This is a genomic window from Paenibacillus sp. FSL R7-0198, from assembly GCF_038000415.1.
Taxonomy (GTDB): Bacteria; Bacillota; Bacilli; order Paenibacillales; family Paenibacillaceae; genus Paenibacillus.
This window is the reverse complement of sequence record NZ_JBBOCB010000001.1, coordinates 1,536,415-1,558,781: the sequence shown is the minus strand read 5'-3', so window position 1 is coordinate 1,558,781 and position 22,367 is coordinate 1,536,415. Positions and strand designations below refer to the sequence as shown.

Here is a 22,367-nt window from a genome sequence, read left to right as displayed (position 1 = left end):
TATATAATGAATCCATTTCATAATACCTTTGAGTTATAAAATGGATTCAAATAAGTGATCATTACATTGAGGTTGACACCTTTATTATCTTTCGCCTATAATGTAAGATGATGAACCGTGTTATTGCTCTTGGACGGTCTGGTCGGAGGGAGGGAAAACTGGTGTCTGAAACTAAAGTTCGCAAAAACGAGACTATTGATGCTGCACTTCGTCGTTTTAAACGCTCCATCGCTAAAGATGGCGTATTGGCTGAGGTGAAGAAACGTAAGCATTATGAGAAGCCAAGCGTAAAGCGCAAGAAAAAGTCCGAGGCTGCTCGTAAGAGAAAGTTTTAGGAGGATTTTAATTACATGAATCTTAGCGAACGATTGAACGAAGATATGAAGCAAGCGATGAAGAGTAAGGACAAGTTCAGACTCTCCAACATTCGGTTGATTCGTTCGACGATCAAGAATCTTGAAATAGATTTGAAAAGAGATTTGGATGACAACGAAGTGCTTGATATCCTGAGTCGTGAAATCAAACAGCGCAAAGATGCCCTCCAAGAATTTGACAAAGCGGGCCGTGAAGATCTCGCGGCAAATGCAAAAGCGGAAATTGAAGTACTCATCCAGTACCTTCCCACACAGCTTACCGAAGAAGAAATTAAAGTTATTGTACAGCAGACCATCCAGGAAACCGGTGCTTCTTCGAAAGCCGAGATGGGGAAAGTCATGGCGGCCCTTATGCCGAAAGTTAAAGGCAAAGCGGACGGCAAACTGGTAAATCAAGCAGTTCAACAATTTCTGCAATAAAGCAAATCAATAAACACCTTCTGACTTGTCAGGAGGTGTTTTTTCCATTTACCAGAAGGCATGATGTCCTTGGGATGATGAAATTTCTTTTTAATGGTTAATATATATTATTATGGATTTTTATTCTTGCAATTGATCGAGTTTTCAAATATAATTTTAAGATTTTGAAACGAAATGTTGCATTGCACGTAATAAATACCATAAGCTGGACAGTATAACATTAATGGAAAAGGGGGGACTATTGTGAAGGGAAAGCGCCGGAAGAAGCTTACGGGGCCATTGATGCTCTTAATGCTGCTGACGCTGTTGCTTCCTGTCTGGATTGGATCACCGTCAGCGCATGCAGCTGAGAAGAGTGGCGCCGTATATATTATTCCGGTTGATAAACCAATCGAGCAGGGACTTGGCAAGTTTATGGAACGCGGGTTCAAACAAGCAGAAGAGATGAATGCTGGCCTGATCGTTCTTGATATCAATACGCCGGGAGGCCGTGTCGACACTGCAGAAGCATTGGGTACCCTGATCAAGAACAGTCCGATTGAGACTGTTGCATTTGTTCGTGGAGATGCTGCTTCAGCCGGGAGTTTTCTGGCTCTGAATGCAGATAAGATCGTAATGTCACCAGGCAGTATGATTGGTGCGGCAGCAATGGTGGACAGTACGGGTAAACATGTTGATGATCCAAAGCTTGTTGCATTCTGGAAAAGCAAAATGCAGGGAGCGGCAGAAATCAGTGGTCGTGATGGCAAGATTGCAGCTGGAATGACGGATGTTAACATCGTTGTTGAAATGCCAGAGATTAATAAAACCAAGCAAAAAGGTGAAATTATTGCTCTCTCGGCTGAAGAAGCGCTGAAAGTTGGTTATGCCGACCACATCAGCAACACACCGGAAGAAGCGGCAGCTTGGGCAGGTTACAGTCAGGATGACGTATTTAAGGTAGAACGAACAACAGCGGAGAATATCTCCTCTTTTCTTACCAATCCGGTTGTCATGACTGTGTTATTGTTCCTCGGAATCGCGGGTGTGATCATTGAATTGATTGTTCCTGGTTTTGGAGTTCCTGGTATTGTAGGTATCGTGTGTTTCGTGTTGTATTTCTCGGGTAATTACATTGCGGGATTTGCCGGAGCAGAGACATGGGTGCTATTTACCGTCGGACTCATCATGATGATTCTGGAGATGTTTATTCCGAGCTTTGGTATTCTGGGAATTTTGGGATCAATTGCGCTTGTGGCCGGTGTTGTAAGGGCCGCTTATGATACGAGTGATGCATTTGTATCTCTGGGTATCGCTTTTGGAGCAGCATTGGTAGTCATTGCGATCATCTCAATTATCTTTAAGGATCGAGGGATATGGAATCGGTTCATATTGAGTGACAGCATGTCTGCGGATCGGGGTTATTCATCAGCCACAGAACGCAAAGAGCTGGTTGGTCTGCAAGGAATCAGTCTGACACCACTTCGTCCTTCTGGAACAGCGATGTTTGAAGGGGAACGAATTGACGTTGTGACGGACGGAGATTTTATTCCCATCGATACTCCGATTATTGTGATTAAAGCGGAAGGTACCCGGATTGTGGTTCAGCAAGCTTTGCCGGTGTAACTCGCTCTGTTGTCGAAGCGCATTAACGCTTCGGCAATGTACATAACCACGTGCTGAAGCTGCCAGCGAGGTGGTGCATTCTTTCATTTAGCAGCGGACTCATGAGTGTCTTCTCAAACATTTTTATCAAATTCAAATTGCAAATGGAGGAAATTAAACAATGGACACATCTATGATTACGATTTTGCTCATTGCGGTAGTAGGTATTATCGTATTGAGCGTATTCTTCAGCTTTTTCCCGGTTATGCTCTGGGTTTCAGCGATTGCATCCGGCGTACGTGTAAGTATTATTACACTGGTAGCGATGAGACTGAGACGTGTAACGCCTAGCCGTATCGTTAATCCAATGATTAAAGCAACCAAAGCCGGTCTTAAACTCTCAATGAACCAATTGGAAAGTCACTTCTTGGCCGGTGGTAACGTTGACCGTGTTGTAAACGCTCTGATTGCTGCACAACGTGCCAACATTCCACTCGAATTTGAACGTGCTGCTGCCATTGACCTCGCAGGTCGTGACGTATTACAAGCCGTACAAATGAGCGTTAACCCACGTGTTATCGAAACACCGATTGTCTCTGCGGTAGCCAAAGATGGTATTGAAGTTAAAGTTAGAGCGCGGGTTACGGTTCGTGCCAATATTGACCGTCTCGTCGGTGGTGCTGGTGAAGAAACGATCATCGCCCGTGTTGGTGAAGGTATCGTAAGTACAAACGGTTCCTCCAATTCTCACAAAGACGTCCTGGAAAACCCGGACCTGATCTCCCGTACCGTATTGTCCAAAGGTCTGGATGCAGGTACTGCTTTTGAAATCCTGTCCATTGATATTGCGGACGTTGATGTAGGTAAAAACATTGGTGCCTTCTTGCAAACAGAGCAAGCAGAAGCTGACAAACGTATCGCACAAGCGAAAGCGGAAGAGCGTCGCGCAATGGCCGTAGCCCAAGAGCAAGAGATGAAAGCACGCGTAGTGGAAATGAGAGCACGCGTTGTGGAATCCGAATCCCAAGTACCTTTGGCAATGTCTGAAGCTCTGCGTAGTGGTAAGATTGGTGTCATGGATTACATGAACCTGAAGAATATTGAAGCGGATACTCAAATGCGTAACACATTGGGAAAACCTGGTGAAGGTTCGAATTCCAACGATCAGGGTGATTCCAAAAACGGAAGATAGGCGGTGAGTGCATATGGGCCTATTTGAATGGATTTTTGATAATCTGTATATTGTGGCCGTCATCGGTTTTGCACTCTTCTCCTTCTTGGGGAAAGCTGCCAAATCGGCTGATCCGAACAAAAAGCGTCCTGCCAACGGGATGCCTACGTTTGGAGGCAGCGGTGATTCAGGCCGGGATGAACGCTCAAGAGACAACTCATCTCCGCAGCAGCAGTCTTCCGGACCTGCAGACCCCCGCTATGATGAACAGTATGACGATCGGTATGATGACGTGCAATATGAGAATCAGTATGATGAGCCGTATTCAGAGCCTGCTGCTTCTTCTCGCCCTGCAACTGACTACAGAAGTGAGGGCACGATGAGTGCCATGGAAAATTCACTTGAGGAACAGATGAGAGGCATGGAAGAACAGCAGCGCTTGATTGAAGAACGCTTGAATCGCATCTCTTCTGCGAATCGGCCAGTTGTGTCTGATTCCAGTTGGGATGAGACCAGCATCGATGAATCGGGAGCGTCTCCGCTTCGTCCTGCTGATATTCGCACAGGTGTCCTGTGGGCAGAAGTACTGGGTTCTCCTCGTTCCAAGCAACCGTTTGGTACAAGAGGGAAACTGTAAATAAGTTAAGTTGCTGGACGGAAATAAAGCCGTCTCTGGTGAGCATAAAGCCACCGGAGACGGCTTTTTCTGTGTACGATCCTTTTTTCTCAACATTCGTCCCTAACACGCACCGGAATTTTCATAAATTCATGAATCTGCGCATAAGTTGAACTGTAGAGGAAGGGGGAAGACCTTCGAATGACCCGGATCAGCCGCAAGCTGCGCAGATGGACCAGTGAAGTGTTGGATCTGCCGCAGGATGTGCTTTATGATATGCCACGGTTAACCCTGATCGGCAGTAAGCAACTGTATATAGAGAATCATCGCGGTGTCATCCATTTCACCCCGGATCGCATCGTGCTGGCTCTTTCCCAAGGCCAGTTAGAGATCAAAGGAACTGCCTTGGTGATACGTAACATTTTGCCGGATGAAGTAGCTGTTGAAGGAACGATTCTGGATATTCATATGAATGGAGTGGAGGGGAACGGATGAAGCAGCCCAGTCTGTACAAACTGCGGGGAGCAGTCCGAATCACGGTCACTGGGGGAGACATTGAAACATTGATCAACACGGTGGCAGAGCAGGGACTGGAAGTTTGGAACCTGCGTGCTCACGATGGACGCGTGGCAGAGATGAACATTCTGCTGCCGCATTTTTTCAGGTTGCGTCCTGTGTTGAAACGGACAGGCTGCAGGGTGAAAGTAACCCATCGCAGCGGTTTCCCTTTTTTTGCGGCCCGATTATTGCGGAGGAAGTTCTTTCTTGGGGGGATGCTGTTTTTTGTGGCAGCTTTGTTTGCGTTGTCATCCATGGTATGGAGTGTGGAGGTCAAGGGTAACGTCACCATTCCCACCGACGAGGTGCTTGCAGCAGCGAAGAAAGAGGGGATATATCCTTTGCAATGGGGGTTCCGTCTGCAAAGCCAAGACAAGCTCTCTAGGCAGCTTGCACTCGCTCTGCCGGATGTAACCTGGATTGGCGTGAGCAAAGAGGGGACAACCATTACCATTCAGGTCGTAGAATCGGCGCAACCAAAGCGCGAACCATTGCTGAATCCCAGACATTTGATCAGTAAGTCAGATGCTGTGGTCACTCAAATCTATGCGGAGCAGGGACGCCCTGTTGTTCAGAAGGACATGCGTGTCAAAAAGGGTCAGGTATTGATCTCGGGAATTCTCGGGGATGAGGAGAACACCAAAACCATCGTTGCCAAAGGTGAAGTTCGTGGCCTGGTATGGCGTGAGTATCAGGTAGAGGTTCCGCTGGTGCAAAAACATAATACAATGACAGGTGAGAGTAAAGAACGTTTTTACATGGTGCTGGGAAATTGGGCGATCCAACTGTGGGGGTACGGAAGTACACCGTTCAGTTCATTTGATACCGAGAGTAATCATAAACCATTGACGTGGCGATCCTTTACACTTCCCATGGGTTGGCTGACAGAGAAAGATCTGGAGACCCGAGAGCATGAGCAACAACAGTCGATAGAATGGGCCAGAACAAAAGGATTGGAAGGAGCAAGGAACGATATTATCGCCAAAAACGGCAAAGGAACAAAAATTATAAGTGAAAAAATTTTGCATGAGAAGAAAGAGAATGGTAAAGTTTATATGAAAGTCTTATTTGAAGTAGAAGAAAGCATTGCGGAAGAACTTCCGCTAGTCCATAGTCAAGGAGAATGAGGATATTTGTCAGAGCAAACACGCAGCATACAAATCTCCCTCCAGAGTGCGGGAGAGGGCCAATCTCTTTTTGGACCCCAAGATACTTTTCTTAAACTGATTGAATCCGAGATTCCCGCCCAGATTGCATCCCGTGAAGCGGAGATTGTGATTTTTGGCAACGCACAGCAGGTGGAATCGCTTGAACAATTATTTGATGTGTTACTGCAATTGATACGCAATGGATATGTGTTAACCGAGAGAGATGTGAAGTATGCGATTGAACTTGCCAAGGATATGCGGGCAGACCAGCTATTGGACCTGTTCAAGGGTGAGATTACGACGACATACCGAGGTAAACCAATCCGTGTTAAAACCATTGGACAGAAGCACTATGTAACTACAATTAAAAAACGTGATATTGTATTTGGCATTGGTCCTGCCGGTACAGGTAAAACCTACCTTGCTGTTGTACTGGCTGTTGCCGCAATTAAAGAAGGCAGCGTCAAACGGATTGTACTCACACGGCCTGCAGTTGAAGCAGGAGAGAGTCTTGGGTTTTTGCCAGGTGATCTTCAGGAGAAGGTAGACCCTTATCTGAGACCGCTGTACGATGCTCTGTATGACGTTATGGGACAAGAACAGACTGCGAAGGCACTGGAGCGTGGGTTAATCGAAATTGCACCACTCGCCTACATGCGGGGGCGTACGCTAGATGACTCCTTCATCATTCTTGATGAAGCACAGAACACAACGCCGGAACAGATGAAGATGTTTCTGACCCGTCTTGGTTTTGGCTCCAAAATGGTCATCACCGGAGACGTGACACAGATTGATTTACCGCGTGGTAAGAAATCCGGGCTTGTGGAAGCGAATACGATCTTGAACGAAGTTAACGAGATTGGATTTGTCTATTTTGCCGAGCAAGATGTTGTACGGCATTCCCTTGTCCAGAAAATTATCGTGGCTTACAACCACGCCGCAGAAAATCAAGCATAGAAAGGGATTGTCTAAAGTGACCTCGAAGGAACCGTCAAAAGGCAAATCTTTTCAGAATAAGGCTACAGGATGGAAGTATAGCGTGTGGGCACGCTATCTTCTGTTTTTGTTTCTGGTGATTCTTTTCTACGTCAGTCTGGCTTCCAAGCTGCTCCCTGAGCGCTATGATATTCAGGAAGGGACACGGAGTGAAGTGGACATTGCTGCGCCCATGCAGATTCCGAATAACAAGGCCACACTCAAAGCACAGGAAGAAGCTGCTGAACGGGTACAGCCGATATTTCAGATTGTCCAGTTGCGAAACGAAAATTTGATGACTACCCTGCTTGATCGTGTAGATCGATTAAATCAGGATGATCAGATTTCAAGTCAGGACAAGATTGATATATATCGGGATGAAATTCCGCAGCGCCAGAAGGATTTTGTGACCAACTATATCAATAATAATCGGAAAGCCGGTACATACTCCGAGACTCTTTTGGAAGAGATCAGAAATGTGGTACAGGAGCAAAGCTACCGTATTCCTGAAGAAACTTACATCAAAATCTCGCGTCTGACATCGGATGATATCCAGGAGATGAAACCGGTTGCGAGGGATATTGTTGCCCGGTTAATGACGGATCAGATCAGCGATGCAACTACTGCCCGTGCCAAAGTAGCTGAGATGGTGAGTGTCAGCTCTCTTGGTAAGCGTACGCAACGTGAGGTCGTGCAAGAACTTGCTCGCCTCGTGGTGACCGCTAACCGTTTCTACGATGAAGAGGGAACGAAGGAAGCGAAAGTTCAGGCGCGTGAGAACACGCAAACCGTCTTTATCAAGCAAGGGGACACATTAGTTGCCAAGGGTGAGATGATCACCCCGGAGATGTATACTTTGCTGGATGAGAATGATTTGTTGAAAAATGAAGTAAACTACTGGCCACAGCTTGGACTTCTTATGTTTTCCTGCCTGTTGTCGGCAGCCATTCTGATGTATATTCAGCAAGGCAGCGGAACGCATTTCAAATATAATAATGCGCAGCTGTTGATGCTTGTTCTCATTTTTATTATTACGATTGTAGTTATGCATGTGACGGCGATTATCCAGACCAATGAGAGGTCTTATGTTGGCTTCCTTGCACCAGTTGCGGTAGGAGCGATGTTAATTGCCTTGTTACTGGATACCTCGCTTGCCTTTGTATGTTCGATATTGATCGGTATGTTGTCCAGCATCATTTTGAATACCCATCAGGGTCAGCTTTTTGACTTCGAATTAGGTTTCTTCGCTGTATTGGTTTCATTTGTTGCGATCTTCGCCACTCATAAGGCTAGCCAGCGATCAACGATCCTGAAAGGGGCCATTATGGTCTGTCTGTTCGGGTCCATAGCCGTCTTCACCTTGGCTTTGATTGACTCGGGCGATTGGAATCGAACCACGACATTGTATGGCGTTGGATTTGCATTTGCTGGTGGCGTATTAACTGCCATACTGGTCATCGGGCTGATGCCATTTTTCGAAACATCATTTGGTATCTTGTCAGCGCTCAAACTGGTGGAACTGTCTAATCCGAACCATCCGCTTCTACGCAAGTTGCTGACGGAGACACCGGGTACCTATCATCATAGCGTTATGGTAGGCAATCTGTCCGAAGCAGCAGCAGAAGCCATAGGAGCTAACGGATTGCTCTGCCGAGTGGGTTCGTATTATCATGATATTGGCAAGACGAAGCGCCCCATCTATTTTATTGAAAATCAGAACAATATGGAGAATCCGCATGATTCAATTGATCCGAAACTGAGCAAATCCATTATCGTAGCCCATGCGCGCGATGGGGTGGAAATGCAGAAGGATTATAAGCTGCCCAGACCTATTCGGGATATTGCGGAACAGCATCACGGCACAACATTTCTCCACTATTTCTATCACAAAGCACTGCGCCAGGCGGAAGAAGCAGGCGTTGAGCCTGATTTCACGGAAGAAGATTTCCGTTACCCTGGGCCGAAGGCTCAGTCCAAGGAATCGGCTATTGTTGGCATTGCCGATAGTGTGGAGGCTGCTGTGAGATCTTTGCGCAAACCGACAGTGGAGCAAGTGGAGTCCATGATTGAGAAGATTATTAAAGGACGATTGGACGATCACCAATTCAATGATTGTGACCTTACGATGCGTGAGCTGGATATCGTCGCCAGAACATTGAAGGAAACGGTGATGGGTATCTTCCACTCCAGGATCGAATATCCGGAGGAGATTAAGAAACCAAAGCCGACTTCACCCGAAGCGGGCTAATTTAATAATATGAGCAGACAGGAGTTATGAAAGAATGAGTCTTAATCTGGCATGGAATAATGAACAACAGGATAAAGAAATTACAGAACCGATGATTGCAATGCTGGAACAGTTGCTGAACCTTGCAGGAGAAGCGGAAGGTGTTGCAGACGGGGAAGTGGCTCTGACTTTTGTAAACGATGAGCAGATCCATGAGTTGAACCGTGATTATCGCGGCATTGACCGTCCTACGGATGTACTGTCTTTTGCGATGAACGAAACGGTTGATGAAGAGCTTGATATTATCTATGACTTGGACGAAGATGAAGAAATGGAAGAAATGCCGGATGTTCTTGGAGACATCATCATTTCCGTACCACGGACCATCCTGCAAAGTGAGGAGTATGGACACTCATTTGAACGTGAACTTGGTTTTCTGTTTGTCCATGGTTTCTTACACCTGCTTGGATATGACCATCAGGATGAAACAAGTGAGGCTGAAATGATGGGCAAACAAGAAGCGGTATTGGCCCAGGCCGGGTTGACACGATAATGAAAAGACGCTCCTGGGGTCTGGTATTCCGCAATGCTGCGGAAGGAATCGCATATGGGTTGCGGACTCAGCGTAATGTGAGAGTTCACACGGGAGTGGCTATTTTGATGTGTGTAGCCGGCTTTTTTTTCAGAATTTCAAGAACGGATTGGATGTTTGTGCTGACCGCTGTCTTTTTGGTCCTGGTGACTGAATTGATGAACACGGCTGTAGAAGCAGCGGTTGACTTGGCACATCCCCATATCCATCCGCTGGCAAAAGCGGCAAAGGATACCGCGGCCGGGGCAGTTCTGCTGGCTGCGGTATTCGCCGTCATCATTGGTTGTATCGTCTTCACTAAGCCGGTGATGAGCTGGCTGGGTTTGTACTGATTTTGATTCGTTTTGTGATTTTAATACTACACAACTTTGTAAAGTTAGACCTTGTTTAAGTTGAACTTGTAGACGTTACACGATAACGAAGAGGACAGAAATAAACCTGTAGAAGCGAAGCGTTCGCCTTTATCCCCGGATTTTCACTTTGAAAAAGTGAATCAAAAAATCTGGGGATAACAGCGATCAAAGGGTTATTCTGGACTCGGAGTGGCTAGTGTAAATTTGGCTTTGGTTGAACTTAATTCGTAGGTAGTAACTTTATATTGCACCCTAAGGGAGAGAATATTAATGGATAACGGTTTGTTAATGCAAGAAGCAATTAAGGCGCGTACGAAGGCGTATACGCCTTACTCCCATTTTGGTGTAGGCGCGGCTTTGCTTGACAGTGAAGGTCATGTGCATCATGGTTGTAATATTGAGAATGCTGCTTATACACCAGGTAACTGTGCTGAGCGTACAGCGATGTTCAGTGCCATTGCAGGTGGGCAGAAGCCTCGCAGCTTCAAAGCGATTGCCATTGTGGGAGACACGGATGGTCCGATTGCTCCATGTGGCGTATGTCGTCAGGTCATGTACGAACTTTGTGAACCGGATATGAAAGTCATCTTGGGGAACATGAAAGGTGATCTGCAAGAGACCACCGTTGCTGAACTGTTACCTTGGGCTTTTGGGCCATCTGATCTGAATTCTGCCAAAAAATAAACCAATATTCCAGGCCTAGGCGCCTGAGGAGGAACATATGAAAAAACAAGCATTCAAATCCGGTTTTGTAGCCATTATTGGACGTCCAAACGTAGGTAAATCCACACTGATGAACCAAGTTATCGGACAAAAAATTGCGATCATGTCGGACAAGCCACAAACCACACGTAATAAAATTCATGGTGTGTATACATCCGAACATCAGCAAATCGTATTCCTGGACACACCGGGTATTCACAAACGTCAATCCAAACTTGGCGATTACATGAACCAGACTGCTCTGAACACGCTCGGAGAGGTGGAAGCAGCGCTGTTCCTGATTGACGCTTCGGAAGGCATGGGTGGCGGTGACCGTTATATTGCGGAACAGTTAAAAAATATTCGTACGCCTGTCATTCTTGTCATGAATAAAATTGACAAAATTGAGCCGGAAGCGCTGCTGCCTCTTATTGAGGAGTATCGCAAACTGCATGATTTCGCTGAAATCGTGCCTGTATCTGCCATGCTCGGCAGCAATGTAAGCACACTATTGGAACAGCTCGGCAAGTATTTGCCAGAAGGTCCACAGTACTATCCTGATGACCAGGTTACTGACCATCCGGAGCAGTTTGTATGTGCAGAGTTGATCCGTGAGAAAATTTTGCAGATGACTCGTGAAGAAGTGCCACACTCCATTGCCGTAACGATTGAGGATATGAAAGTACAAGATAACGGTGTCGTTTATATCTCAGCTGTCATTTTTGTGGAACGGGATTCGCAAAAAGGAATCATTATTGGCAAGCAGGGAGCCCTTCTGAAAGAAGTGGGTAAACGAGCTCGACACGATATTCAGAACTTGCTCGGCTCCAAAATTTTCATGGACCTGTGGGTTAAAGTGAAAAAAGACTGGAGAAATCAGGATAGAGTTCTGCGTGACCTTGGCTTTGGCCGCGACTGATCGTCGGAATTGTATCCAGTAATTGCAACACATAGTTTACCTTGCAAGACTCCATCCTATTTGGTAGATGCAGACGTCATTTCCGAAGAGAGGATGAAATTCCGATGCGAGATTTTTCGTGGAAGGTTTTTGCGATGACGGGGGATGTAGAGTCCTATTTGTTATATACCGAGGCATGTAACTCATTAGGACAGGAGTCGGATAATGCAAGGGAAGTGATTGAAGATGAAGAAGCCGAAGGATAATTGGCTGATTCGGGAATGGTTAGGTGACGAGGCATGCTATACAGGGTGGAAGGGATTGTCATCCGCAGCATGGACTACGGCGAAGGGAACAAAATCATTACGCTTTGCACCGAAAGTGGCGGGAAAGTAGGGGTACTCGTCCGCGGTGCCAAAAAGCCCAAGAGCCGACATGCTGCACTGGTGCAGCCGTTTACGTATGGTCAATATGTATATTTTCGCAATACAGGTCTAGGCACACTGAACGCTGGAGAAATTGTTGAATCTTATCATGAGTTGCGTGAAGATCTGGTCAAGGCCTCATATGCCTCTTATGCGTGTGAACTATTGGATCGGGTGCTTCAGGATGAAGAGACAGGTACATTTTGGTTCAAACAGTTAAAGGCGTGTTTGCAGGCGTTGAAGGAAGAGAAAGATCCGGTTGTTATTACAAGTCTGTACGAAATGAAAATATTACAGGCATCCGGATATGGTCCACAGTTCGATGAGTGCATCTCCTGCAATCAGGAGCGACCAGATGAGCAGTTGTTTATAAGTCCCAGACTTGGTGGCGTCTTGTGTCGAGCATGCAAACATTTCGATCCTCCAGCGATGTCAGTAAGTCCAAAGGCCCTGAAGTTGTTGCGTTTGTTCGCGCAGTTGGATCTGCAGCGCTTGGGGAATATATCAGTGAGTGAGTCTACCCGTGATGAGATCAAAAAGTTGATGCGTGCCTTTATGGATCATCAGCTCGGTCTGAATCTCAAATCCCGTTCTTTCCTCGATCAGATGGAGAAGTACGGGATTTGAGGCGTTTTGGTGGAAGTGAAACTATATCTTGACTTCATACTAGATTTTATATATTATGAAATATAATTTCTCTTTATGAGACATGCATTGAACGAGAAAGTAAAAGACTGGATTTATTGCATTTGTGGGGGGCAAGTTGTTGTATAACTCTTGTGAATCATGAATGAGCGAGCCGGGGATGGTGGAAGCCTGGCTGAATCGGTCTTTGAAACGGCACTCGGGAGCATGAATGGACACGGAAAAGTGGGCTGGAACGAACAGAATCTTCTGTTTGATCCAAGCCAAGTAGGGTGGAACCGCGGGAATAGCTCTCGTCCCTACGTCTGTACAACAGGCGTAGGACGGGGGCTATTTATTGTTGTCTGCACCGTTCTAAGCTTGCTAACAAACCATTGAAAAGGAGCATGATTATGAATTTTCAGCAGATGATTCTAACGCTGCAACAATTCTGGGCCGAGCATAACTGTATTATTGTCCAGCCATACGATACGGAAAAAGGGGCAGGTACGATGAACCCGATGACCTTTTTGCGTTCGCTTGGACCCGAACCTTGGAAAGTAGCCTATGTGGAGCCTTCCCGTCGTCCTTCGGACGGACGTTATGGTGAGAACCCTAACCGGCTGTACCAGCATCATCAGTTCCAGGTAATCATCAAGCCTTCACCGGACAATATTCAGGAAATTTACCTGGAAAGTCTAAAGCGTCTGGGTATTGATCCGCTCAAACATGATATTCGGTTTGTTGAAGATAACTGGGAGAATCCTTCCCTTGGTTGTGCAGGTCTTGGTTGGGAAGTATGGTTGGACGGAATGGAAATTACGCAATTTACGTATTTCCAACAGGTTGGTGGAATCGAGACGAATCCGGTAGCTGTTGAAATTACGTATGGTATGGAGCGTTTGGCTTCTTACATTCAGGATAAAGAGAATGTGTTTGATCTGGAATGGGTGGAAGGTATCACTTATGGTGATGTATTCCGTCAGCCAGAATTCGAACACTCTAAATATACGTTTGAAGTATCTGATGTCAAAATGCTGTTTACACTCTTCAACATGCATGAAGAAGAAGCAAACAAAGCCATGGCGCAGCATCTGGTATTCCCGGCATATGACTATGTGTTGAAATGTTCCCACACGTTCAACCTGCTGGATGCACGTGGAGCCATCAGTGTAACGGAACGTACGGGCTACATCACACGTGTCCGTAATCTGGCTCGCCAAGTCGCTGCAACATATATGGAAGAGCGTGAGAAGCTAGGCTTCCCGCTGATCAAGAAAGGGGGAGCCGAGCATGTCTAAGGATCTGTTGTTTGAAATCGGGCTGGAAGAAGTACCTGCACGCTTTATGCGCGCAGCAATCGCACAGCTGCAAGAGCGTGTCGTGAAATGGCTTGACGCATCCCGCATTGCTTATGGTGAAGTGAATGCATATGCTACACCGCGCCGTCTGGCTGTTTTGATTCAAAATGTGGCTGAAAAACAGGAAGATATCGAGGAAGAAGTGAAAGGTCCTTCACGCAAAATTGCCCTGGACGACAGTGGCAATTGGAGCAAGGCTGCACTCGGATTCGCCCGCAGTCAAGGTGTTGAACCGGACCAGTTTACGTTCAAGGAACTGAACGGTGTCGAATATATCTATGCAACGAAGAGCAGCAAAGGTGTGGAAACGGCTTCTGTGGTTGGGGAAGGATTACTTTCTGTATTACATGCCATGACGTTCCCGAAATTCATGCGTTGGGCTTCCTATGATTTCAAATTTGTACGTCCAATCCGCTGGATTGTGGCTATGCTCGGCAGTGATGTTATCGATCTGGAAGTGACAGGTGTTAAATCGGGTAATGTAACTCGTGGACATCGTTTCCTCGGTAAGGAGGCCGTGATCTCTACTCCGTCTTCATACGTGGAAGTGTTGCGTGCAGAACATGTCATTGCTGATATACAGGAACGTGAACAGATGATTGTATCCCAGATTCAGGCACTGGCTGCTGAGAAAAAATGGGATATTGCGATTAAAGAAGACTTGCTGGAGGAAGTCCTGTTCCTGGTGGAAACACCTACCGTATTGTTCGGGACATTTGACTCCTCATTCTTGAATATTCCACAAGAAGTATTGATTACTTCCATGCGTGAGCATCAGCGTTATTTCCCTGTACTGGACAATGAAGGACAATTGTTGCCATTCTTCGTGACGGTACGTAACGGTGGAAGTGATTCACTGGACGTTATTGCCAGAGGGAATGAGAAAGTTCTGCGTGCACGTCTGTCTGATGCCAAGTTCTTCTATGAGGAAGATCAGAAGCTACAGATTAAGGATGCATTGTCGAAGCTGGAAAGTATCGTCTTCCAGGAAGAGCTCGGAACGGTTGGAGATAAAGTGCGCCGTATTCGCAAGATTGCCGATGGACTTGCTGCCAAACTGCAAGTATCCGGTGATGTTGCCGAATCCGTTAGCCGCTCAGCAGATATCTGCAAATTCGATCTGGTGACACTGATGGTGGGTGAATTCCCGGAACTGCAAGGTGTGATGGGTGAGGATTACGCTCGAAAAGCCGGCGAAAAAGAAGAAGTGGCTAAAGCGGTATTTGAACACTATCAGCCACGTTTCGCTGGAGATCAATCCCCTGCTTCTCTGGTTGGTGCGATTGTGAGTGCTGCGGACAAAATGGATACAATCGTGGGTTGTTTCTCAATCAACATTGTTCCAACGGGTTCTCAGGATCCGTACGCGCTGCGCCGTCAGGCTGCAGGTATTGTACAGATTTTGCTGGATCACAAGCTTCCGCTGACATTGTCAGACGTGTTCGGAGTAGCACTTCAAGTGCATGCCCAGATGAACCTGTTGAAACGTGCAGATGAAGAGGTTCGTAAAGATCTGCAAGACTTCTTTGGTCTTCGTGTGAAAAAATTGTTGTCCGAAACAGTTCGCTACGACGTAGTGGATGCCGTAATTTCTTCCGGATTCGATGATATCAGCGCTGTGGTTCCAAAAGGTGAAGCATTGATGGCGGCTGTTCAGACAGGAGACGCATTCAAAACAACGGTTGAATCGTTCAACCGTGTGGGTAATCTGGCTGCCAAAGCATCAAATGCTTCCGTACATCCAGAACTGTTCACAGAAGATGGAGAACGTCAGCTACATGACGCATGGAGCAAAACGAATGCAGAATATCGTCAGGCGTTGACTCAGCATCATGCTGCTGAAGCACTGGCTATTGCATCTGCCTGGAAGGATGGTATTACCTCATTCTTCGATTCGGTCATGGTTATGGCCGAAGATGAAGCTGTTCGGGCGAATCGACTTGCCCTGCTCGCGGCTATTGATCGTGACTTGAAAGGATTTGGAGATTTTTCCAAGTTGGTTTGGTAATTGGGCGTATTTCATGAGTCCTTTTCCACAGACTTGGCACAAAGCTAAAATTCAGTATTAAAGAAGGATATATGAGGGTATAAATATACGGAACGGGTTGTGAAATGTATTTTTGACAACCGCTCCGTATTTTAGCCTTTGATTTCCCTTGTTCCGGCAGAAGGATTTTGCCTGGCCGGGGTCGTATATAACAATATGCAGCTATTTTATGAAACCGGGTGGTCTGGGTTTGAGTGAGTTAAATATACGCCACATTGTTGTGGATGGTGATGCTTGCCCGGTCAAAACCGAGATTGCGCAAACCGCTCGCCTTTTCAACATCCCCGTATTGTTAGTCTCTTCATTTGATCATTTGCTTCAAGGAGGAGAAGGGGTACGCACTGTGCAAGTGGATCGCAGTGATCAGAGCGCAGACCTGTATATTGCTAATCATATTAAGCCATACGATGTGGTTATCACTCAGGACTATGGACTTGCGGCACTTGCGCTCGGCAAACGTTGTTATGTTTTATCCTTTCGTGGTCGTGAGTTCAACGATCGTGACATTGATTTCATGTTGGATTCTCGTCATACTGCGGCCAAAGCACGAAAAAGAGGCCATTACGGGAAAGGCCCAAAGCCTTTCACAGAGCAGGATCGAGAAATGTTTCAACATAAACTGACAAAACTTTTAAAAGATTTGCAGGAGAATGTGTAAGTTTATCGAATTATATTTACGTGTTGAAGAGATGAAGGTGGCCAGAGATGAGTACCGGACAAGGCGGTATACCCGAAAGTATTATTGAATCGGTGTTACAGCAGAATGATATTGTCGATACGGTGAGCCGATTTGTGCATCTGACCAAGCAGGGGAAGTATATGAAAGGCCTCTGTCCTTTTCATTCCGAGAAGACGCCTTCGTTCACCGTTACACCTGAGAAACAAATTTTCTACTGCTACGGTTGCGGCACGGGTGGAAATGCCATCAAATTCAGGATGGAAATCGAAGGGTTATCCTTTCCCGAGGCTGTCAAGACGATGGCGGAAGAAAGTCACATCTCTATGGGGGACTGGCAAGGGCGTGAATCTGCTCATGTGAATCCGGAGACGGAACGTCTATTGGAGGCTTATGAGCTTACCGCGAAGCTGTATCATTTTTTGTTGAAAAATACAGAGCACGGCAAGTCAGCCATGGAGTATTTACGCTCAAGAGGTTTTGGCGACAAATTGATCGACCAGTTCCAGATTGGTTTCGCACCAAATCGTTGGGACACACTGGTACAATTTCTCGAGAAACGTAACTATCCGCTTGAAGAGATGGAAAAGGGTGGACTTCTTTCACCGCGAAATGAAGGTCAGGGATATGTGGATCGATTCCGAGACCGGATTATGTTCCCGATTAATGGCAGGAGCGGTAAGCCGATTGCATTTGCAGGACGCATATTGGGAGATGGGCAACCGAAGTATCTAAATTCACCGGAAACCCGGTTATTTAACAAAAGCCGTGTTCTCTATAATCTGCATCATGCCAAAAATGCAATTCGCAAACAAAGACAAGCCATTTTGTTCGAGGGATATGGTGATGTCATCTCCGCATGGGATCAGGATATCCAGAATGGTGTAGCGGCAATGGGCACTGCGCTAACCGAGAATCAGGCACTGATGCTCAAAGGGATGTGTGACGAAGTCATCATATGTTATGACGGCGACAAAGCAGGACAGGCTGCTGCACTCAAAAACTTCCCTATTCTTGAGGAAGCCGGATTGCAGGTCAAAGTGGCTCTCATTCCCGAGGGACTTGACCCGGATGATTTTATCCGGAAGCATGGTGGTGAACGGTTCCGAAACCAGATTGTGGACGGTGCCGTGACAACTACAAAATTTAAACTTATAAACTTAAAAAAAAGCCATATACTGCTAGAGGGTGGCGGACAAATCGCCTATTCGAAAGAAGCAGTAAAATTGATTGCCCCCTTACCTTCTCCAACAGAAAGGGAAGTGTATCTTCGTGAACTGGCTGCAGAAGTGGACGTATCCTTCGAAACATTGAAGCAGGAGTGTAATGAAGAACGGGAGGCAATGAAAAATAACCTCCAGTATGGGGATAATAACCCGAAAAGGTGGAATAATGGTAGGCAACAAAATAGGCAGGTGCCTACACCCAATCTGTTGCCGGCTTATCACGCTGCCGAACGCAAACTGATTGCCTGGATGTTGCAGGATGATGAGGCTGCCCAGTACGTGAATGAGCATCTTGGTGAAGCTTTTAACTTGGATGATCATGCAGCTATTGCTGCTTATCTATATGCCTACTATGCGCAAGGCAAACCGTCGGATACAAGCCGTTTTATGTCTTCACTGCATGACGATCGCTTGGAAAAAACGGTCAGTTCAATCTCGATGATGGATGGTCCAGGTGAATGGAGTATTCAAATGCTCGATGATTGCATCAGGGAAGTGCTGAAGTATCCACGTAAGAAAGAGTACGATTTGAAAAAAGAAGAAATGATTGCTGCAGAGCGGGCAGGTGATTCTGTACGCGCGGCACAGATTGCAATTGAAATGATTGCCCTAGAGAGACAGTGAACGTCTGATGATTAGATGTTTCTAGGGAGGAGGGAGTCGAGTTATGGCGAATGATCAGCATACTGAACTAGAAACAGAATTGACACTGGATCAGGTTAAAGATCAATTGATTGAATCAGGTAAGAAAAGAGCTTCGCTGAATTACAAGGAAATTATAGAGAAACTCTCTCCTTTTGAGCAGGATGCAGAGCAAATGGATGAGTTCTATGAACAACTGAGCGATCTGGGTATCGATGTAGTGAATGAAAATGATGAAGAGGTTACACTTCGTCCTAGTGAAGATTCCGAGAACAACACCAGAGAGGGAGAGGACGAATTCCACTTTGATGATGACCTGAGCTTGCCGCCAGGTATCAAAATCAATGACCCTGTCCGTATGTACCTCAAGGAAATTGGTCGTGTGCCACTGTTGTCGGCAGATGATGAAGTACAACTGGCTAAACGGATTGAGAACGGGGATGAAGAAGCCAAGCGTCGTTTGGCTGAAGCGAACCTTCGACTTGTAGTCAGTATCGCCAAGCGTTACGTTGGACGTGGAATGTTGTTCCTTGATTTGATTCAGGAAGGTAATATGGGTCTGATCAAAGCGGTTGAGAAGTTCGACCACAAAAAAGGATACAAGTTCAGTACGTATGCTACATGGTGGATTCGCCAAGCGATCACTCGTGCTATTGCTGACCAGGCGCGTACCATTCGTATCCCTGTGCACATGGTGGAGACGATTAATAAGCTGATCCGGGTATCCCGTCAGCTGTTGCAGGAACTTGGTCGTGAACCGACACCAGAAGAAATTGCTGCTGAGATGGATCTGAGTGTAGAGAAAGTTCGTGAAATTACGAAGATTGCACAGGAACCGGTTTCTCTGGAAACACCGATTGGTGAGGAAGATGATTCCCATCTGGGTGACTTCATTGAGGATCAGGAAGCACTTGCTCCGGCGGATGCTGCTGCGTATGAGTTGCTGAAAGAACAGCTCGAAGATGTATTGGATACACTGACTGAACGTGAAGAGAACGTACTTCGTCTACGTTTTGGTCTGGACGATGGACGGACGAGAACGCTGGAGGAAGTCGGCAAGGTATTCGGTGTTACGCGTGAGCGTATTCGTCAGATCGAAGCCAAGGCTCTTCGTAAATTGCGTCACCCGAGTCGTAGTAAACGACTCAAGGATTTCCTCGAATAATCGAACTATGGGAGACTTTCCGCAAGACGCTTTAGCGGCGGCGGGGTCTCCTTTATTTTTAATTTAAACGTCTTGATTTCTTGGTTTTGGAAATTCATCCTTGAAATGTTTTATTGGATTTTATTTTATCGCTTTTCCTTGTTCAATGCAAATCAATAAATTAAATGAATGGTGTAGGTGCTTCATGAAACTTTCGAATCGATTACAGCGAATACATGATCAAATTCCCGATGGCAGCCGCATGGCTGATATCGGTTCAGACCACGCGTTGCTGCCAGTAGCTGCAATCCGCAGTGGGAAAGCTGCAAGTGCAGTAGCCGGGGAAGTCAATCCAGGCCCTTATGATGCTGCATGCAAACAAGTCAGTGATGCTGGCCTGAAAGAAAAAATAACGGTACGCCGTGGAGACGGATTGGATGTAATCTCTGCAGGAGAAGTTGATGTCATTACCATCGCAGGCATGGGTGGTGCCCTGATTGCTTCTATTTTGGACAGAGGTTTATCCAAACTGGAAGGAGTCCAGTTACTTATTTTGCAACCAAATGTGGGAGAGGATATCCTCAGACGCTGGTTGCTGGAGCATCACTGGGTGGTTGTAGCAGAACAGTTGCTCGAAGAAGATGGCAAGATTTATGAGATTATAACAGCGATGCCACAATCCGTAAGCCCGATTGCAAATGTTGAGGTGTATCGTGCACGTCCGCTTCAAGGCGGGGCAGAATTAACGGAAGATTTGCTGCTGCGGATGGGACCTTATTTGGTGGATCGTCCAACGGATGTATTTTTTGCCAAATGGGAAAGTGAGATCGTCAAACTGCAAGGGGTTGTTAACTCCATCTCCAAATCCGATCAGGATTCTTCCCGGGACAAGGCGGCTGAGGTAGAGCGTCTTATCGCAAACTTGAAGGAGGTTTTGGCATGTTTGCCAAAGGTCAAACTGTAATTCAATTGATGGAGCAACTCGCTCCAAAACATCTGGCTGTACCGGATGACCGCATTGGTCTGCAGCTCGGCAGTTTGCAAAAAGAAATCAGTCACGTGTTAGTTGCTTTGGATGTGACGGATGAAGTGGTGGACGAAGCGATTCGTATTGGTGCTAACCTGATTATCGCTCATCACGCCATCATTTTCCGTCCGGTTAAGTCACTGAGTACAGATACACCTATGGGTAAATTGTATGAAAAGCTGATTAAGCATGATATCGCTGTTTATATCAGTCATACGAACCTGGATGTGGCCGAGGGTGGTATGAATGACTGGATGGCCGAGGCACTTGGCATCGAGAGTAAAGAATCGCTGGAAGATGTACACACAGATCATCTGTACAAGCTGGCTGTGTTTGTGCCTCGTACCCATCATGAACAGGTTCTTCAGGCCATTCTGGAAGCCGGAGCGGGGAGTATCGGTCAATATAACAAGTGCAGCTTTAATACGGAAGGTACAGGAACGTTTGTACCTGGTGAAGGGACTCAACCGTTTATCGGTACCCAAGGGCAGATGGAACGTGTGGAAGAAATGCGGATTGAGACCATCGTACCCCAAAGTCTGAGAAGTAAGGTCGTGCAGGCGATGCTTAAGGCTCATCCTTATGAGGAAGTGGCCTACGACCTCTATGCCATGGATTTAAAAGGCCGTACACTCGGTCTGGGACGCTTGGGACCCCTTAGGGAACCTAAGACATTAGGTGAGCTTGTGGAGGTCGTAAAGACCCAATTCAATGTGCCTCATGTGCGTGTAGTAGGAGATCTGAACAAACAGATCAAAAAAGCAGCGGTTCTTGGCGGCTCTGGCAGCCGTTACGCGCTCACTGCCCGTTTCAAAGGTGCGGATGTTATTGTGACCGGAGATATTGATTATCACACGGCTCATGATGCGTTAATGGCAGGTATGTGTATCATCGACCCTGGACATAATTCCGAGAAGATTATGAAACCAAAAACAGCTGATTGGCTTCGTTCCCGGTTGGAAGAGAAACGATATGATACGAAAGTTACGGCTTCAGAGGTAAATACGGAAGTATTCCAGTTTATCTAAAAAGACAGTTGCTGTGTGATTCCCAGTAATATTAAGCTTGTCTGGGAACCCAATTGCCTGTATACTATGTAATGTTGTTCGGAAAGCTTGACAGACAATCGCTGGTGGCCTTTGTTGCCACGAGAGGAAAGTCCGGGCTCCACAGGGCAGGATGCTGGATAACGTCCAGTCAGCGCGAGTTGAAGGATAGTGCCACAGAAATGGACCGCCGATGGCCGGATTTTCCGGCACAGGCAAGGATGGAACCGAGGTGTAAGAGACCCCGAGGAACGCTGGTGACTTCGTTCCTGGTAAACCCCATCTGGAGCAAGACCTAATGGGACACAGCCCCCTTTTCGGAGGAGGCAACCTTAGCCCGAGGTGTGTCTAGGTTGGTCGCTTGAGCTGTGCAGCAATGTATGGCCTAGATAGATGATTGTCGCTTCTGGTGGGAGGGTAGTTCCCGTATGAACCACGAAGAGCACAGAACCCGGCTTACGGTAAGCTTTCCTAACTGCAACAACAACACCATAGCAACACAATGTAGTCCACCTATCAGTCGAGGACAAC

General features: G+C 46.5%; 23 protein-coding genes and 1 other RNA gene. All 24 read left to right on the top strand.

The annotated features are described in order from the left end of the window. The first annotated feature begins 161 nt into the window (after positions 1-161). The 24 genes from rpsU (at position 162) to rnpB (ending at position 22,310) form a co-directional block, all read left to right on the top strand. A complete protein-coding gene (gene rpsU, locus MKY87_RS06690) occupies positions 162-335 on the top strand; it encodes a 30S ribosomal protein S21 (RefSeq protein WP_005547957.1) in 174 nt (57 codons plus the stop codon). Positions 336-350: 15 nt separating this feature from the next. After that, positions 351-794 (top strand): GatB/YqeY domain-containing protein, encoded by a 444-nt coding sequence (locus tag MKY87_RS06685; protein ID WP_017687237.1) that lies wholly within the window; start codon positions 351-353, stop codon positions 792-794. A gap of 282 nt (positions 795-1,076) precedes the next feature. Further along, a complete protein-coding gene (locus MKY87_RS06680) occupies positions 1,077-2,399 on the top strand; it encodes an NfeD family protein (RefSeq protein WP_339790537.1) in 1,323 nt (440 codons plus the stop codon). 160 nt (positions 2,400-2,559) lie between these two features. After that, the gene (gene floA, locus MKY87_RS06675) at positions 2,560-3,570 is read left to right on the top strand and encodes a flotillin-like protein FloA (protein WP_076332307.1); all 1,011 of its coding nucleotides are present in this window, start codon (positions 2,560-2,562) and stop codon (positions 3,568-3,570) included. A 13-nt stretch (positions 3,571-3,583) separates the two neighbouring features. After that, complete coding sequence (locus MKY87_RS06670) at positions 3,584-4,186, top strand: hypothetical protein (protein WP_340913925.1); 603 nt, start codon at positions 3,584-3,586, stop codon at positions 4,184-4,186. Between the two features lie 180 nt (positions 4,187-4,366). Continuing rightward, entirely contained in the window at positions 4,367-4,660 is a 294-nt protein-coding gene (gene yqfC, locus MKY87_RS06665; protein ID WP_017687241.1) for a sporulation protein YqfC, read from the top strand. Beyond that, on the top strand, positions 4,657-5,850 hold the full coding sequence (gene yqfD / locus MKY87_RS06660; RefSeq protein WP_340963446.1) for a sporulation protein YqfD: 1,194 nt from the start codon (positions 4,657-4,659) through the stop codon (positions 5,848-5,850). The genes yqfC and yqfD overlap by 4 nt, the downstream gene beginning before the upstream one ends. Before the next feature lie 6 nt (positions 5,851-5,856). Next, positions 5,857-6,828: a PhoH family protein gene (locus MKY87_RS06655; RefSeq protein ID WP_017687243.1), complete on the top strand. Its 972-nt coding sequence runs from the start codon at positions 5,857-5,859 to the stop codon at positions 6,826-6,828. Between the two features lie 16 nt (positions 6,829-6,844). Next, positions 6,845-9,094: an HD family phosphohydrolase gene (locus tag MKY87_RS06650; protein WP_036674803.1), complete on the top strand. Its 2,250-nt coding sequence runs from the start codon at positions 6,845-6,847 to the stop codon at positions 9,092-9,094. A 34-nt stretch (positions 9,095-9,128) separates the two neighbouring features. After that, positions 9,129-9,626, top strand: a complete 498-nt coding sequence (gene ybeY / locus MKY87_RS06645; RefSeq protein WP_340963444.1) for an rRNA maturation RNase YbeY — start codon at positions 9,129-9,131, stop codon at positions 9,624-9,626. Continuing rightward, positions 9,626-9,997 carry a diacylglycerol kinase family protein gene (locus MKY87_RS06640; protein ID WP_340913929.1) on the top strand — a complete coding sequence of 124 codons (372 nt, stop codon included), beginning with the start codon at positions 9,626-9,628 and terminating at the stop codon, positions 9,995-9,997. Before ybeY ends, MKY87_RS06640 begins: the two co-directional genes overlap by 1 nt. Positions 9,998-10,288: 291 nt before the next feature. Beyond that, complete coding sequence (locus MKY87_RS06635; protein ID WP_076211616.1) at positions 10,289-10,702, top strand: cytidine deaminase; 414 nt, start codon at positions 10,289-10,291, stop codon at positions 10,700-10,702. Between the two features lie 37 nt (positions 10,703-10,739). Then, positions 10,740-11,639, top strand: a complete 900-nt coding sequence (gene era, locus MKY87_RS06630; protein WP_062835494.1) for a GTPase Era — start codon at positions 10,740-10,742, stop codon at positions 11,637-11,639. Positions 11,640-11,743: 104 nt separating this feature from the next. Further along, positions 11,744-11,884: a YqzL family protein gene (locus tag MKY87_RS06625; protein ID WP_074095877.1), complete on the top strand. Its 141-nt coding sequence runs from the start codon at positions 11,744-11,746 to the stop codon at positions 11,882-11,884. Between the two features lie 33 nt (positions 11,885-11,917). Then, positions 11,918-12,670 carry a DNA repair protein RecO gene (recO, locus tag MKY87_RS06620; protein ID WP_047843778.1) on the top strand — a complete coding sequence of 251 codons (753 nt, stop codon included), beginning with the start codon at positions 11,918-11,920 and terminating at the stop codon, positions 12,668-12,670. Between the two features lie 159 nt (positions 12,671-12,829). Next, on the top strand, positions 12,830-13,066 hold the full coding sequence (locus MKY87_RS06615) for a hypothetical protein (protein WP_340963442.1): 237 nt from the start codon (positions 12,830-12,832) through the stop codon (positions 13,064-13,066). A gap of 14 nt (positions 13,067-13,080) precedes the next feature. Next, complete coding sequence (gene glyQ / locus MKY87_RS06610) at positions 13,081-13,968, top strand: glycine--tRNA ligase subunit alpha (RefSeq protein WP_017687252.1); 888 nt, start codon at positions 13,081-13,083, stop codon at positions 13,966-13,968. Further along, the gene (glyS, locus tag MKY87_RS06605; protein WP_340963439.1) at positions 13,961-16,036 is read left to right on the top strand and encodes a glycine--tRNA ligase subunit beta; all 2,076 of its coding nucleotides are present in this window, start codon (positions 13,961-13,963) and stop codon (positions 16,034-16,036) included. The genes glyQ and glyS overlap by 8 nt, the downstream gene beginning before the upstream one ends. A 229-nt stretch (positions 16,037-16,265) precedes the next feature. After that, positions 16,266-16,733 carry a YaiI/YqxD family protein gene (locus MKY87_RS06600; protein ID WP_017687254.1) on the top strand — a complete coding sequence of 156 codons (468 nt, stop codon included), beginning with the start codon at positions 16,266-16,268 and terminating at the stop codon, positions 16,731-16,733. Between the two features lie 47 nt (positions 16,734-16,780). Continuing rightward, complete coding sequence (gene dnaG / locus MKY87_RS06595) at positions 16,781-18,601, top strand: DNA primase (RefSeq protein ID WP_338587987.1); 1,821 nt, start codon at positions 16,781-16,783, stop codon at positions 18,599-18,601. A gap of 43 nt (positions 18,602-18,644) precedes the next feature. Next, positions 18,645-19,784 carry an RNA polymerase sigma factor RpoD gene (gene rpoD, locus MKY87_RS06590; RefSeq protein ID WP_062835490.1) on the top strand — a complete coding sequence of 380 codons (1,140 nt, stop codon included), beginning with the start codon at positions 18,645-18,647 and terminating at the stop codon, positions 19,782-19,784. 184 nt (positions 19,785-19,968) lie between these two features. Continuing rightward, on the top strand, positions 19,969-20,727 hold the full coding sequence (locus MKY87_RS06585; protein ID WP_036615026.1) for a tRNA (adenine(22)-N(1))-methyltransferase: 759 nt from the start codon (positions 19,969-19,971) through the stop codon (positions 20,725-20,727). Then, on the top strand, positions 20,703-21,818 hold the full coding sequence (locus MKY87_RS06580) for a Nif3-like dinuclear metal center hexameric protein (RefSeq protein ID WP_338587986.1): 1,116 nt from the start codon (positions 20,703-20,705) through the stop codon (positions 21,816-21,818). Before MKY87_RS06585 ends, MKY87_RS06580 begins: the two co-directional genes overlap by 25 nt. Before the next feature lie 82 nt (positions 21,819-21,900). Next, an RNA gene (gene rnpB, locus MKY87_RS06575) (RNase P RNA component class A) lies at positions 21,901-22,310 on the top strand. Positions 22,311-22,367: the final 57 nt, after the last annotated feature.